Annotated in this window: 13 protein-coding genes; 11 read left to right on the top strand and 2 right to left on the bottom strand. The window is 43.4% G+C overall.

Translation table 11 applies throughout. The features are described from left to right. Nucleotides 1–13: 13 nt before the first annotated feature. The gene (locus FG24_RS11570; protein ID WP_036303554.1) at nucleotides 14–1,690 is read right to left on the bottom strand and encodes a formylmethanofuran dehydrogenase subunit A; all 1,677 of its coding nucleotides are present in this window, start codon (nucleotides 1,688–1,690) and stop codon (nucleotides 14–16) included. After that, nucleotides 1,687–2,961, bottom strand: coding sequence for a formylmethanofuran dehydrogenase (locus tag FG24_RS11565; protein WP_036303553.1), 1,275 nt, complete (start codon nucleotides 2,959–2,961; stop codon nucleotides 1,687–1,689). The genes FG24_RS11570 and FG24_RS11565 overlap by 4 nt, the downstream gene beginning before the upstream one ends. Before the next feature lie 139 nt (nucleotides 2,962–3,100). Here FG24_RS11565 and ndk point away from each other — a divergent pair, with 139 nt between their 5' ends. From ndk to bamB, 11 genes are all read left to right on the top strand, one after another. Next, nucleotides 3,101–3,508 carry a nucleoside-diphosphate kinase gene (gene ndk, locus FG24_RS11560; RefSeq protein WP_036303551.1) on the top strand — a complete coding sequence of 136 codons (408 nt, stop codon included), beginning with the start codon at nucleotides 3,101–3,103 and terminating at the stop codon, nucleotides 3,506–3,508. Between the two features lie 99 nt (nucleotides 3,509–3,607). Further along, a complete protein-coding gene (rlmN, locus tag FG24_RS11555) occupies nucleotides 3,608–4,711 on the top strand; it encodes a 23S rRNA (adenine(2503)-C(2))-methyltransferase RlmN (RefSeq protein ID WP_036303549.1) in 1,104 nt (367 codons plus the stop codon). A gap of 16 nt (nucleotides 4,712–4,727) precedes the next feature. Beyond that, nucleotides 4,728–5,525 carry a type IV pilus biogenesis/stability protein PilW gene (pilW, locus tag FG24_RS11550; RefSeq protein WP_036303548.1) on the top strand — a complete coding sequence of 266 codons (798 nt, stop codon included), beginning with the start codon at nucleotides 4,728–4,730 and terminating at the stop codon, nucleotides 5,523–5,525. Nucleotides 5,526–5,527: 2 nt separating this feature from the next. After that, nucleotides 5,528–6,538 (top strand): RodZ domain-containing protein, encoded by a 1,011-nt coding sequence (locus FG24_RS11545; RefSeq protein WP_036303547.1) that lies wholly within the window; start codon nucleotides 5,528–5,530, stop codon nucleotides 6,536–6,538. Nucleotides 6,539–6,553: 15 nt separating this feature from the next. Then, on the top strand, nucleotides 6,554–7,843 hold the full coding sequence (ispG, locus tag FG24_RS11540; RefSeq protein ID WP_081880982.1) for a flavodoxin-dependent (E)-4-hydroxy-3-methylbut-2-enyl-diphosphate synthase: 1,290 nt from the start codon (nucleotides 6,554–6,556) through the stop codon (nucleotides 7,841–7,843). Nucleotides 7,844–7,866: 23 nt separating this feature from the next. After that, nucleotides 7,867–9,132 (top strand): histidine--tRNA ligase, encoded by a 1,266-nt coding sequence (gene hisS / locus FG24_RS11535; protein WP_036303545.1) that lies wholly within the window; start codon nucleotides 7,867–7,869, stop codon nucleotides 9,130–9,132. Nucleotides 9,133–9,169: 37 nt separating this feature from the next. Next, nucleotides 9,170–9,922 carry an SIMPL domain-containing protein gene (locus FG24_RS11530; RefSeq protein WP_036303544.1) on the top strand — a complete coding sequence of 251 codons (753 nt, stop codon included), beginning with the start codon at nucleotides 9,170–9,172 and terminating at the stop codon, nucleotides 9,920–9,922. Between the two features lie 3 nt (nucleotides 9,923–9,925). Continuing rightward, entirely contained in the window at nucleotides 9,926–10,816 is an 891-nt protein-coding gene (locus FG24_RS11525) for an ATP-binding cassette domain-containing protein (RefSeq protein WP_081881009.1), read from the top strand. Further along, the gene (locus tag FG24_RS11520) at nucleotides 10,813–11,616 is read left to right on the top strand and encodes an ATP-binding cassette domain-containing protein (protein ID WP_036303543.1); all 804 of its coding nucleotides are present in this window, start codon (nucleotides 10,813–10,815) and stop codon (nucleotides 11,614–11,616) included. The genes FG24_RS11525 and FG24_RS11520 overlap by 4 nt, the downstream gene beginning before the upstream one ends. Before the next feature lie 83 nt (nucleotides 11,617–11,699). Further along, nucleotides 11,700–12,323: a tetratricopeptide repeat protein gene (locus FG24_RS11515; protein ID WP_036303541.1), complete on the top strand. Its 624-nt coding sequence runs from the start codon at nucleotides 11,700–11,702 to the stop codon at nucleotides 12,321–12,323. A 6-nt stretch (nucleotides 12,324–12,329) separates the two neighbouring features. After that, nucleotides 12,330–13,508, top strand: a complete 1,179-nt coding sequence (gene bamB / locus FG24_RS11510; RefSeq protein ID WP_036303539.1) for an outer membrane protein assembly factor BamB — start codon at nucleotides 12,330–12,332, stop codon at nucleotides 13,506–13,508. Nucleotides 13,509–13,525: the final 17 nt, after the last annotated feature.

Raw genomic sequence — 13,525 nt, 5'->3', positions numbered from 1 at the left:
GTAATTTAGCTTGTTAGTTTTTGTTAACGACAACACTGCCTCTACCGTCATCAAAAATCTCGGCATCGCTAATTTTGAAGTTATCTAAGCTTATGGTCTGGTAGCGGTCGAAATAGTCTTTTAGGTCTTTTTCTACACCAATATCAAACGCTGGTTTTGCGGTGTGGGTAGCACCCCATACAACTTTAACAACGGTACCATTTTTAACCACTAACTCACCATTTTTGAATACGTAATCCGGTTTGGCGAACATCGCTTCTCGGTTCTCTTGGTCTGTGTAAACCGTGATGTCTGCATTTGCACCTATACCCAAGTGACCACGGTCGTTTAGGCCAATCAGCTTGCTTGCGCCAGCGCGCGTCATGATTGCAATGTCATATAGACTGTATTCGCGGTCTAGGCTTGTGAGGTTGCTCATGGATTGTGCATCCAGATTTAGCTTGGCAAATGCTTCGTTTCTGAAACTTTTATCCATTAGTAAGCGAATCAGATGCGGGTAGCTGGTGAATGGCGCGCCGTTAGGATGGTCTGTGGTTAAGAAAATACGCCATGGATCTTCAACTGATAAGAAAATCTCCAAGCCAATAGCCCATTGCAATGCATTCACGTAGTTTTGATCGCGATATTTAAATGGCAATACGCCACAGCCAGCATCACACTCCATATCCATGATGACGGATTTTTTAGGGTTAGCATGTTTAGCATTCAGGTGCTGCATCATGGAGTCGCCAGACGCGGTCACCGTTTGATTAAACAATATTTGGCCAACGTCTGCAGTAATGTTCTTGTTTTTATTAATCGCTTCCGATATTTGCGCAGCCGCTGAAGAGAATTTTTTATCACCCTCAGTGCCGTAGCTATGAAATTGAATGTGTGTTAGATGCATAGGCAAGCCATTACTTGCCCCCATGGTGTTCAGCGTAGTTTCAAAGTTACCTGCTGCACCAAGGTTATTACAGTGCACATGCAACGGTTTGGCAATCCCAAGCTCATGCACAGCACGACTTAGGCTTTGTAATACTTCACGTGGACTAACTTGGTAGTGTTGATGATTTTCATCTAAATTAAGTCTGCGCTGATTAAACTTAAATGCACTAATCCCGCCAGGATTCACGACTTTAATGCCAATCGCTTGCGTGGCATGTAAAGTCCACGCTACATAATCGTTAATCGCTTTTTGGTCTTTTTTAGCTGTTAGCATGCGCAAAAAGTAATCGTCATTACCTAGCATTGCATAGCCACCCTTGTCGATCATCGGGGTGTCGCCCATTTCTAGATGCGCTTGACGTGCGTTGATTGGTGAAATGGCAGGCTCAAACGCAGCGGTGTAGCCCATTTCAATGTATCTAAAGCCAGTATCAGTGGCAGTAGGCGTGGCATGGTGGCTACAATATGGTGTACAAATATGTGCTTCTGGCTCACTCAGGGTTTTAATTTCCTGCATCTGTTTTTGTTGGTACTCTGGCAACATCATCCGAGCAATGTTGACCTTGCCACCACCGATGTGGCTATGCATATCGATAGCGCCAGCCATCACGACTTTTCCAGTTAAGTCATAAGTTTGGGTGATTTTAGCGTGGTCGAGTGGTTTAGGGACGATACGGCCTTGATAGATATAGATATCTTCTACCACGCCATTTTTGTTGTGCGCAGGGTCGTATAGTTTGCCGTTCTTGAGTAAAGTGATCATGCTAATTCTGCCTCAATTCTATTTATTACCTCACTCAAGTTGGGTAATTCGTTATTACGTAATTTTTTTAGTGGTAGCGTGATAGAGCTATCCATACGGAACATCAGCCCTGCATGGTCAACCCCAGGGATGCCTACCGGGATAAACACATCAGGCGTGCTATCGAGTTTGGTGTCAGGGTGTCCAATCACTATGCTAGGTAATGTTGTTGGTGGTGGGCTCACTGAGTTGAATGTGCTGACCCATAGCAACGCGTCACTGTTCTGCAGTTGTTTCTGTGTTGAGAAGTGATAATTATCATATTCAGGCTTGCCATTCACGAAGCGATTTCTAGTTGGATATCCACTTAACCATGCGCTCGTATTGTTCACTGAAGAGTCGCCATCACCAGAGTTGAGTGGCAGGCCAGCAGCGCGTGTTGTTTCGTTAAGCTGATTAATTAGTTGCACGATGCTTTGAATCGCAAGCTCTGCGTGGCTAAATTTAAAGCTACTTGCAGACCATACAATCACTGCATATTGTGCGGCCTTTAGTTTTTCTACTAGCGCTTGAAGCGTCGCCACTGGAACACCGCCAATAGTTTCACCTTTGATTTTTTTATTGATTAATAAGGCGTTAAGCGCGTTAATGATTTCTGGCACTTTGCTTGGATCATTGCCTATTGCGTTTGCCTGCTTGCCATCAGGTGAACTGCCTGAGCTGGCTTTTTCTTCAGGTACGCCTAAGTAAATTACTTCAGGGGTTGGTTTGTTGAAAAGACTTGCTGAGTCCCATACGAGTTTTTCGAAAAAACGTGGGTGGCTGCTACCAATGTCTGTCCCAATTGCTAAAATCACATCAGCACGGTTTTTAATTTCTGAGAGCGTAGTCGTTAACCACCCACCATTTTGCATGGTGAGCGTGTTGCGCACGGTTGACTCACTATGCATATGATCTAACGTAGCGTTGCTTTTTGCGGCTAGGCGCATGATGGCTCGCATGCCTTGTACCTCGGTGCCGAGCCCTGCAATTAGTGGTGCTCTGCTTTTTGCTAAGATTTCAGCCGCTGCTTTAATCGCAGTGGTTAGATCTGTTGGCTTTCCAGATATGCTTGGTGTGCAGGCGTTTGCGTTACTTAAGTTAAAAGACTGCTCAAAAAATTTAATACTTTTAGAGCACCCGTTTTTAATCACTACCGGTGCTGTATTGGTGAGTGTTAAATCATCGCAAAGCATACCGCATGCAGGACAAGTAACAGAGATTGGGAGGGGTGAATTTAAATTGTTTTTCATAATAACGCCAATTTTGACACATCAAGAGTGATTCTAAAACTCATTTAATTAACACCATAACATAAAATGTTGGTTTATTTTAAGTGCTAAAAATGGTATTTTAACGGTCTTTTCAATAAGTCTATTTAATGGAGTAATTATGGCAGTTCAACGTACGCTTTCTATCATCAAACCTGATGCAGTGGCAAAAAATGTAATCGGTAAAATTTACACACGCTTTGAAAACGCTGGTTTAAAAGTGGTTGAAGCTAAAATGGCGCAATTAACACAAGCTGATGCTGAAGGTTTCTACGCAGTACACAAAGAGCGTCCATTCTTTGCTGACCTTGTGAAATTTATGATTTCTGGTCCAGTAATGATTCAAGCGTTAGAAGGCGAAAACGCAGTGCAAGTTAACCGTGACTTGATGGGTGCTACTAACCCTAAAGAAGCTGCTGCTGGTACTATCCGTGCTGATTTTGCTGAAAGCATCGACGCAAATGCAGTGCACGGTTCTGATTCTGCTGAAAATGCAGCAATCGAAATCGCTTACTTCTTCGGTAAGTAATTTAATTATTCGGGTTGCGTTACATTAGTTTGTTTTACAAGCGCGTGTTTTGCAACCTAGAAAAATTAATTAAAAGTTAATATTAAGGCGTAAATAATTTTGGTCAATTTGCTCAATTACAATCAAACACAGCTAGCTCAATGGTTTGCTGAAAGAGGTGAAAAACCTTTTCGTGCCAAGCAGTTAATGCGTTGGATGTACCACTTTGGCGTGCATGATTTTGAGCAGATGACTGATATTGCTAAAAGCCTGCGCGAAAAACTGGCTGTCGATGCAGAGATTACTTTGCCGACAGTACAGTTAGCACAAGTATCCAATGATGGCACACATAAGTGGCTCATTGGTACAGATACAGCAAACAGTATTGAAACCGTATTTATCCCCGAGGATGATCGCGGTACTTTATGTGTTTCTAGCCAAGTAGGCTGTGCACTTGAGTGCACGTTTTGCTCTACTGGGCGTCAAGGGTTTAACCGCAACTTAAGTGTTGCAGAAATTATTGGTCAGCTTGCGATTGCAAACAGATCGTTGCGACAAGAAACAGGTTATGACATGTTACCTGCCAATGATCGCATCATTAGTAATGTTGTCATGATGGGTATGGGTGAGCCTTTGGCTAACTACGATAATGTAGTGACCGCGATGCAAATTATGTTGGATGACAGTGCTTATGGCTTAAGTCGCCGTCGCGTAACATTATCTACAAGTGGCTTAGTGCCAGCGATGGATCGTTTGAAAGAAGATTGTCCTGTTGCGTTGGCAGTATCTCTGCATGCGCCAAATGATGCCTTGCGCGATGTGATCGTGCCTATCAATAAAAAATACCCACTCAAAGAGTTAATGGCTGCGTGTAATCGTTATTTGGAAAAAGCGCCACGTGATTTTGTGACGTTTGAATACGTCATGCTGGATGGCGTGAATGATACGGTTGAGCATGCGCATCAGCTCTTAGCGTTGGTAAAAAACGTTTCTTGTAAATTTAATTTAATTCCTTTCAATCCATTCCCTAATAGCGGTTATGATACGTCTAAGCCAAATCACGTTCGAGTTTTCCGTGATATTTTGATGCAAGCTGGATATGTTGTTACTGTGCGTAAAACACGCGGTGATGATATCGATGCTGCTTGTGGTCAATTAGCAGGTAAAGTGTTAGACAAAACAAAACGAACTGCTAGGCGTATTCCTATAGAATCCGCTGACTAAATGAGGTGAATGTTAAATGAATTTGATACAGTTACTTACTCGGCAATTTGGGTCTGTTAAATTTTTTAATCGTCAATTAGGTTTTATTTTCTTACTTACTTTCTTTGTGGGTGCTTGTGCAACGCAGCAACAGCAAGCGTACGATGTCGATAATTTAAAAGCACGCGCTCGCGCGCATAGCGATTTAGGCTCTGTTTATTTTCAACAGAGAAATTTCGAAGTGGCGTTAGATGAGTTTACTATCGCGACTAAAATTGATCCAACTTTTGGTTTAGCTTACAACGGCTTAGGTTTAGTGCACTCAGCACTTGGTCAAGATACATTGGCTGAAAAAAACTTCAAGCAAGCAATACAAATTGAGCCTAATAACTCAGAATCACACAATAATTTTGGTAGTTTTTTGTGTTCACGTGGTCGAATCGATGAGTCGATTAAAGAGTTTATGGCCGCAGTAAAAAATCCACTGTATGCAACACCAGCAATGGCTTATACCAACGCGGGTATCTGTTCGTTACGTAAGCAAGATACACGAAATGCAGAAGTCTATTTTCAGCGCGCTTTGCAAATTGAGCCTTTGTTTCACTCTGCAGCGTATCAGCTTGCACTAATCCAATTTAATCGAAATGATGCAGCCAGCGCAAAACTCACGTTACAGAATGCAATGCTAAGCAGACCAGGACCTGAGTTGTTATGGTTGTCTGTCAGAGTTGCGCGTGTGCTAGGTGATCGAGATGATGAGTCAAGTTATGCGCTTGAGCTAAGACGTCAATACCCAGATTCAGAGCAGGCTAAGTTGTTACAGAGTGGAAATTAATAATGACAGATACACAACAGGTTGAAGAGGTAAGCGCAGACGCTTCAGTGGGTGCGTCTTTAGGTGCAATTTTACAGGCCGCTAGAAATGAAAAGAAGTTGTCACAACAAGACGTGTCAGATAGCTTACGTTACAGTGTTAAGCAAGTTGACGCACTGGAACGTGATGCCTTTGACTTGTTGCCGGACGCGATGATTACACGCGGTTTTATCCGCAATTATGCGCGATTACTAGATATAGACGCGGCGCCATTATTAGATATTTATCGTCAATTATCGCCAACACAGTCACCAAGTCACTTGGGCGTTAATGCATCAATGCAACCAGTGCAGTTAACTAAAGACAATCAGCCTTGGCTTATTTATATTTTAGGCAGCATTCTGGTTTTATTATTTTTACTAGCGTGGTTTGTGTACCTTGAGTATTTGCCAGACCAGTTCAAGTTGCCAGAAAATGAAGTGCAAAAAGAGACTACACTGGCGGTAGATCAGCCAGCGGAAGCACAAAACTCTTTAGAAATGCCGTTGCCTGAAGTTGCTTTACCAGCCGCTGAGCGTCAATTTGAGGAAGCGCCACTGCCTGCAACTGACGCTGCTATTATTAATCAGCCTGTCATTAATCAGCCGACCCAGCCAGCTATTGTGCCCACTCCACAAGCTACACCAGCGATTGCTGCAGTGCCTGCGGTGCAAGCTCCTGTGGTGCCAGCTAAAGTTGAGCCCCAAATTAAACCAGAGCCTCAACTCAAAGCTGAGCCTAGAGCACCTGCCTTAGCTGCAAAAAAAGTGAGCATGACAGTGACAGAGGAAACCTGGGTGCGTGTCAGTGATAAAGCTGGTCAAGTGCTTTATGAAAGCACATTACGCACTGGCGATACGCAAGTGCTTAGCTTTCAACCACCATTTAATGTGATTATCGGTAATGCGAAAGCCGCAACAGTTAATGTTTCAGGACAAGCTGTAGATTTGGCTGGATACACTCGAAACAATATTGCACGTATTAGTTTGGAGTAGTCATTGAGTTTGTTTATGCAAAATAAAGCCCGTAACACTTTACAAGTGATGGTTGGTCATGTGCCTGTAGGTGGAGGTTTGTTAAATACATTACCATCACCCGTAGTCGTGCAGAGTATGACCAATACAGATACCGCTGATGCTGATGCCACTATCAAGCAAGTGTATGAATTATGGCAGGCAGGTTCTGAGGTTGTACGTATTACAGTTAACTCTCCTGAAGCGGCAGCACAAGTCGGTAATATTCGTCGTGGCTTAGATAAGTTAGGTTGTAATGTGCCGCTGGTTGGGGATTTTCATTACAACGGACATAAGTTGCTGGCTCAATACCCTGATTGTGCTGAATCTTTAGCAAAATACCGCATTAATCCAGGTAATGTAGGTAAGGGCTCAAAGCGCGATGAGCAGTTTGCTGCAATGATTGAAGCAGCCATTCATTATAAAAAGGCTGTGCGTATCGGTGTTAACTGGGGTAGCCTCGATCAAGCCAAAATGGCGCAGATGATGGATGATAATGCCAAGCTGGCAGAGCCGCTAACTGCCGATGCTTTAATGCGTGAGGCCTTAATACAGTCAGCACTTGAAAGTGCTGAGCAGGCGGTAGCGTTAGGGTTATCTCCAAATCAAATCATCATTTCCTGCAAGGTGAGTGATGTACAAGACTTAGTGAAAGTTTACACAGAGCTTGCAAGCCGTAGTGATTACCCTCTGCATTTAGGACTCACAGAAGCCGGCATGGGCTCTAAAGGCATCGTTGCTTCTACCGCTGCTTTGGCTTTGTTATTGCAACAGGGCATTGGTAATACGATTAGAGTTTCATTAACGCCAGAACCTAATGAGTCGCGCACTAAAGAAGTCGTGGTAGCCCAGGAAATTCTGCAAACCATGGGTATTCGATCATTTACACCGCTGGTGACTGCTTGCCCAGGGTGTGGGCGCACCACTTCCACTTATTTCCAAGAACTTGCCATGCAAATTCAAACTTATCTGCGTAATCAAATGCCGATTTGGCGTGATGCGTATACAGGTGTTGAGAACATGAGTGTGGCTGTGATGGGTTGCGTGGTGAATGGCCCTGGTGAATCTAAATTAGCCAATGTTGGCATTAGCTTACCGGGCACCGGTGAAGTGCCAGTAGCGCCGGTGTTTGTGGACGGTGAAAAAACCGTCACACTGAAAGGCGACCATATCGCTGAGGAGTTCCAAGCGATTGTGGAAGCTTACGTGCAAAAAAACTATGCTGAAGGTGGCAAGTTACGCTTGGCAACTGTGCAAAAAACGATACCAATACAAGTAGTCAATTAATAATAGGCAATAATATAAAGTTCATGAGTAACAAATTTCAAAGCATTAAAGGTTTTTACGACATTCTGCCTGAGGCTACGCCTTTATGGTTCAAACTTGAAGACACTGCACGTCGCGTATTGGCACAGTATGGATATAAAAATATCCGCATGCCTTTAGTTGAGCCTACAGAGCTATTTGTGCGCAGTGTTGGTGAGCATACCGACATTGTAGAAAAAGAAATGTACGCATGGGAAGACGCGCTTAACGGTGACAAACTCACGTTACGTCCAGAAGGAACCGCCGGCTGCGTGCGTGCTGTTGTTGAGCATAACCTTACTTACAATGGTCCACAGCGTTTATGGTACACCGGTGCGATGTTCCGTCACGAAAATGTGCAAAAAGGACGTCAGCGGCAATTTCATCAAATTGGTGTTGAAGCTTTTGGGTTTGATACGCCAGAAGTAGATGCAGAACAAATTGTGCTGTTGGCTAGATTATGGCGTGAACTTGGGATTCAAGAGGTAGAACTGCAAATCAACAGTATTGGCGATGCGCATGAGCGCGCTGAGTATCGTAATGTATTGATTGCTTACTTTGAGCAATATGCTGACTTGCTAGATGAAGATGCTAAGCGCCGCTTGCACACTAATCCATTACGTATTTTGGATACTAAAAATCCACGCATGCAAGTCATGTGTGAAAATGCGCCTAAGCTGATTGATTGTTTGGGTGTTGAAACTCGTGCACATTTTGAGGGTCTGTGTAAAAGACTTAGCGATGCTGGCGTGACTTACACGATTAATCCGCGTTTGGTCCGTGGTTTAGATTACTATAACCGCACGGTGTTTGAGTGGGTGACAACTAAGCTAGGCGCGCAAGGAACAATTGCTGGTGGTGGCCGCTATGACACCTTAGTTGAACGTCTAGGTGGCGATGCAACGCCTGCATGTGGTTTTGGCATTGGTTTAGAGCGTGTGTTCTTATTGATGCAAGAGTATGGTATTCAGGCAGATGATGCACCCGATGTGTATCTTGTCAACGTTGGTGAGCAAGCGGAAAATGCGGCCTTTACGATTGCTGAGCAGTTGCGCAATGCTAATATTCAAGTGGTACTACACGCTGGCGGTGGCAGCTTTAAGTCACAAATGAAAAAAGCAGATAGAAGCCATGCCAAGTATGCATTGATATTGGGTGATGATGAAGTAGCTAACAATCAGGTAACATTAAAACCGATGTTAGTCACGGTGAAAGGTGAGCAGCAGAAGTTTAGCGTTGAGGCTGCGATTGAGTATTTAACGGCTAATTAAGCTCAACATTTAAATAACTAATTTAAAGGTACTCCCAATGAATGAGCAAAATAATTTGTTTAAAGCGATGGTTGCATTGGGTATCTTTTTGGCAATTGGCATGTCTGCTGCGGCATTCATTTTGGGCGTGCAGGGTAAGCGGGCGATGTCTGGCCAACAGTCGATTACAGTAAAAGGCTTAGCTGAAAAACCAATTAAAGCCGATAGTGCCGAATGGGAGTTGAGTGTTGGGGTTACGCAACCTACGCAAGCAGCCGCCTTAGATAAGTTGGCGATAGAGCGAGAAGTGGTAGAAATATTCTTGGAGGCACAAGGGCTGGATGCTAAAACTTGGAGTGCTGACATTGCGACATTGAATCCGCATTATGACGAAGTGTTTATTAAAGACATGCCACGACAAGTACAAAATGGTTTCGATGCGTATCAAACGATTCGAGTGGTGACTAAAGATTTAAACAAAATCACCAATGCTAATAAAGCCTTATTGCAACTACGTGCAGAAAACCACCCTGTCACTGCCAGAGCCCCATCATACTTGGTCAGTGATTTAGAGAATATTAAGATGTCGTTAATCGCTGCCGCTACAAAAAATGCACGTAGTCGTGCCACTGAGTTTGTCAAACAAGATGGTGTAAAAGTAGGGGTGATGAAGTCTGCTTCGCAAGGTGCATTTTATATTTTGCCTGTAGGAGGTGATGCAGGCGATGATAGTTACGGTGGTGTTTACGATAAATCTACCATCGACAAAACTGCTCGCGTTGTTGTGACTATTGTCTATAGCATTGAATAAATGATGACAAATCCGATTAATACAGTTCAGCCCTTACTGCAGCTTCAGCATGTCAGTATTTCGCCTAAGAAATCTCCATCGCGTTTATTGGTCAATGATGTAAGTTTTACGATTGAGGCCGGTAAGACCACTTGTGTGGTAGGCGAGTCTGGCAGTGGTAAAAGCCTTACAGCACTGTCGGTCATGGGTTTGTTATCTCAGCAATTACAACTGACAAGTGGCAACGTATTGTTTAACGATACAGAGTCAGGAGTGCAAGATATTGCATTGTTAAGTGAGAAAGCGCTGCAAAAAATCCGTGGTGCGAAGATTGCCATGATTTTTCAGGAGCCGATGACATCACTAAATCCTGTGCTTACCGTCGGTTATCAAATTGGTGAAAGTTTGACTACGCACTTGGGTTTAAAAGGCGAAGTATTAAAGGCCAGAGTTGCAGCTTTGCTGGAAATGGTGGGTATTCCGTCTAGCCGTGCTGGTAGCTACCCAGATGAGTTATCTGGTGGGCAGCGTCAGCGTGTGATGATTGCGATGAGCATTGCTTGCGAGCCGCGCTTGCTGATTGCAGATGAGCCTACTACTGCGTTAGATGTGACGGTTCAGGCACAGATATTGAATTTACTGGATGAGCTAAAAACCCGCATGAATATGGGAATGCTGTTTATTACGCATGATTTTGGCGTGGTGGCCGATATTGCTGATAATGTAGTGGTGATGTTCAGAGGCGAAATTGTTGAGGCTGGCAGTAAAGAGCAGGTGTTAAGTAACCCCCAGCATCCTTATACTAAGGCCTTGCTTGCTTGTGTACCTGATGCCGAAGGTAAAAAAGATTTAAAACCAATTGATTACGCTTGGTTGCCAGAAAATAATACACCAGCGTCTGGTGCTGCAATATGAGCGAATATATTTTAGAAGCCAGTCATTTAATTAAGACCTACACGCAGCGTAGTGGTCGGTTTGGTTTTGGTAAAAGTCAGGTAAAGGCTTTAAATGATGTGAGTATCAAGCTGCGCACAGGTAAAACGTTGGCAGTTGTCGGCGAATCTGGCAGTGGCAAATCCACCTTAGCGAGATGTCTGTTACAATTGCAATCCATTGATAGCGGAGAAGTAATTTTCTCTGGAAAAGATCTGGCCAAATTGAATGCAGAAGCGCTTCGATCTGTTCGTAAAGATTTGCAGATGGTGTTTCAAGATCCCTTTGCTTCACTCAATCCGCGTATGCGTGTAGGTGACTTGGTGGGTGAAGGTTTGCTGATACATAGCTTGGGTGATACCTCTGAGCGGCGAAGAAAAGTGATTGCTATGTTAAATCGTGTTGGTTTAACTGAAGCCGATATGCAAAAATACCCGCACGAATTTTCTGGGGGGCAGCGGCAGCGCATTGGTATTGCAAGAGCGTTAGTGCTACAACCAAAGGTCGTGGTGTGTGATGAGCCTGTATCCGCATTAGATGTGTCGATACAAGCCCAAATATTATTGCTACTTAAAGAGTTGCAGCAAGAAATGGCACTTAGTTATATTTTTATCAGCCATGATTTACGTGTGGTGCGCCATATTGCAGACGATATTGTAGTCATGCATCAAGGGCAGGTAGTTGAGCAAGGAAAAGTGGCTGATATTTATGAGCAGCCTCAGCATACGTACACACAGAACTTATTGGCGGCAATTCCCGGTAAAAAAGTGGCGAATGCTTGATATAAAAAGCATAAGGTTTAAGAAAAAATAGATTTTTGAATTAAATATACATTAGGTTTGAATTAAATATATTAGGACTAAGCATGGCATACGATTTAGAAGAACAAGAGCAGTTAGATGAGTTAAAAGCATGGTGGAAAACTTACGGGAAAATGGTAAGTAACCTAGTCATTGGTTTATTAGTGGCTTATGCAGCTTATCAAGGCTGGACATACTACCAAACTAAACAGGCTGTTGAGGCTTCTACAGAATATCAAGCATTACAAGTTGTAGATGCTAAAGATTTAAAAACCATACAAGCAAAATCTGCAGTATTGATGGAAAAGTATAGTGCGACACCATATGCGGGTCGTGCAGCAGTATTTGCAGCTAAAGCAAATTACGAAGCAAAAGATATTAAAAGTGCTAAAGCACAGTTGGAATGGGCGATTAGCAATGCTAAAGAAAGCGCTGTTAGTGCTATCGCAAGTTTGCAATTGGCAAATATTTTGTCTGAAGAAAATAACTTTGATGCTGCTTTGAAAGTGCTTGAGGCAAAACACGATGCGGGTTTTGATGGGTTATTTTCTGATTTAAAAGGCGATGTGTTGCTTGCTCTGGGTAAATCTGCCGAAGCTAAAGCTGCATATGAGCATGCGCTTACTAAGCTTGATGCACAGGGTAGATATCGTCATTTAACACAACAAAAACTTGATTCGCTAGGTTAGTCATTAATGCGTTTTATTAAACAATCAAAACTATTATTGGTTTTATGTAGCTTGGTGTTATTGCCAGCTTGTACCGCTATTACCGAGCTTCAAACGGACTTGTCAGAACGTGTATTTGGTCGAGAGCTGGTGGATATAGAGCCTTTGACTGATTTTGAAGCAAATGCTACCGCAAAAGTACTTTGGCAATCGAAAGTTAGCTCAGCGGGTAATTATGATTTTTCACCTGTAGTTGAGGCTGGTTTTGCCTATGTAGCAAGTTCTGAAGGTGATGTTGTAAAGTTGGATATCACTAATGGTAAAGAGCAATGGCATGTAAATGCTGGAGAGAAACTGACGGGTGGAGTTGGTGTTGGCGGTAGTTTAGTGTTGGTCGGCACTCAAAAAGGCGTTATCTATGCTTATGATATTGCTGGGAAATTGCAATGGAAATCAAGACTCAGCAGTGAAGTGCTGAGTGCGCCTAGATATTACGATGGTATGGTGATTGTGCGTACTGGTGATAGTCGCATTTATGGCATCAACGCGGATGATGGTAGTAGAAAATGGGTTTATGACCGTACAAGCCCAGCACTTACTTTACGTAGCAGTGCAGGCCTTGTTGTTGATGGTGGCGCGGTATATGCAGGTTTTGCCGGTGGGAAATTAGCAGCGATTCGCGCTGATAATGGGAAGCTACTATGGGAAGCTTCAGTAGCTCAGCCTAAAGGTGTTACCGAGATTGAGCGTATTGCGGACATTACAAGCTTACCTATGGTGGATGGGCCTTTGGTGTATGCCGTTGCTTATCAGGGACGCATTGCTGCAGTAGATCGTGCAACAGGCCGTGTAGTTTGGAATAGAGATATATCAAGTCTGGCTGGATTGAGTCATGAAGATGCTCGTATTTACGTGTCCCATGCAATCGGTTCGATTTATGCACTTGATTACACGACTGGTAAAACCTTTTGGCGACAAGCAGCACTTAAAAATAGACAACTTACCGCGCCTTTGCCAATGGGTGATCGCGTTGCAGTAGGCGATGTTGAAGGTTATGTTCATTTTCTCAAACGTGAAGATGGTGCATTCTCTGCCAGAATTAAAACAGATGACACACCGATTATGCCGCAGATGGTTGCTATTAATAGCGACACCTTACTTGCGCAATCTCGTGGTGGCGGATTGTATGCGATTCAAATTAAGTAATATGATTCACTTGATGT

The organism is Methylotenera sp. L2L1 (genome assembly GCF_000744605.1).
Taxonomy (GTDB): domain Bacteria; phylum Pseudomonadota; class Gammaproteobacteria; order Burkholderiales; family Methylophilaceae; genus Methylotenera.
This window is presented reverse-complemented; position numbering and strand designations above follow the sequence as displayed.

What these genes read in the sequence shown, in the direction of transcription:
- ndk (WP_036303551.1), top strand. Translation starts at nt 3,101, where the DNA reads ATGGCAGTTCAACGTACGCTTTCTATCATCAAACCTGATGCAGTGGCA.
- FG24_RS11525 (WP_081881009.1), top strand. Translation starts at nt 9,926, where the DNA reads ATGACAAATCCGATTAATACAGTTCAGCCCTTACTGCAGCTTCAGCAT.
- FG24_RS11515 (WP_036303541.1), top strand. Translation starts at nt 11,700, where the DNA reads ATGGCATACGATTTAGAAGAACAAGAGCAGTTAGATGAGTTAAAAGCA.
- FG24_RS11570 (WP_036303554.1), bottom strand. Translation starts at nt 1,690, where the DNA reads ATGATCACTTTACTCAAGAACGGCAAACTATACGACCCTGCGCACAAC.
- FG24_RS11520 (WP_036303543.1), top strand. Translation starts at nt 10,813, where the DNA reads ATGAGCGAATATATTTTAGAAGCCAGTCATTTAATTAAGACCTACACG.
- FG24_RS11530 (WP_036303544.1), top strand. Translation starts at nt 9,170, where the DNA reads ATGAATGAGCAAAATAATTTGTTTAAAGCGATGGTTGCATTGGGTATC.
- FG24_RS11565 (WP_036303553.1), bottom strand. Translation starts at nt 2,961, where the DNA reads ATGAAAAACAATTTAAATTCACCCCTCCCAATCTCTGTTACTTGTCCT.
- FG24_RS11545 (WP_036303547.1), top strand. Translation starts at nt 5,528, where the DNA reads ATGACAGATACACAACAGGTTGAAGAGGTAAGCGCAGACGCTTCAGTG.
- ispG (WP_081880982.1), top strand. Translation starts at nt 6,554, where the DNA reads ATGCAAAATAAAGCCCGTAACACTTTACAAGTGATGGTTGGTCATGTG.
- bamB (WP_036303539.1), top strand. Translation starts at nt 12,330, where the DNA reads ATGCGTTTTATTAAACAATCAAAACTATTATTGGTTTTATGTAGCTTG.
- hisS (WP_036303545.1), top strand. Translation starts at nt 7,867, where the DNA reads ATGAGTAACAAATTTCAAAGCATTAAAGGTTTTTACGACATTCTGCCT.
- pilW (WP_036303548.1), top strand. Translation starts at nt 4,728, where the DNA reads ATGAATTTGATACAGTTACTTACTCGGCAATTTGGGTCTGTTAAATTT.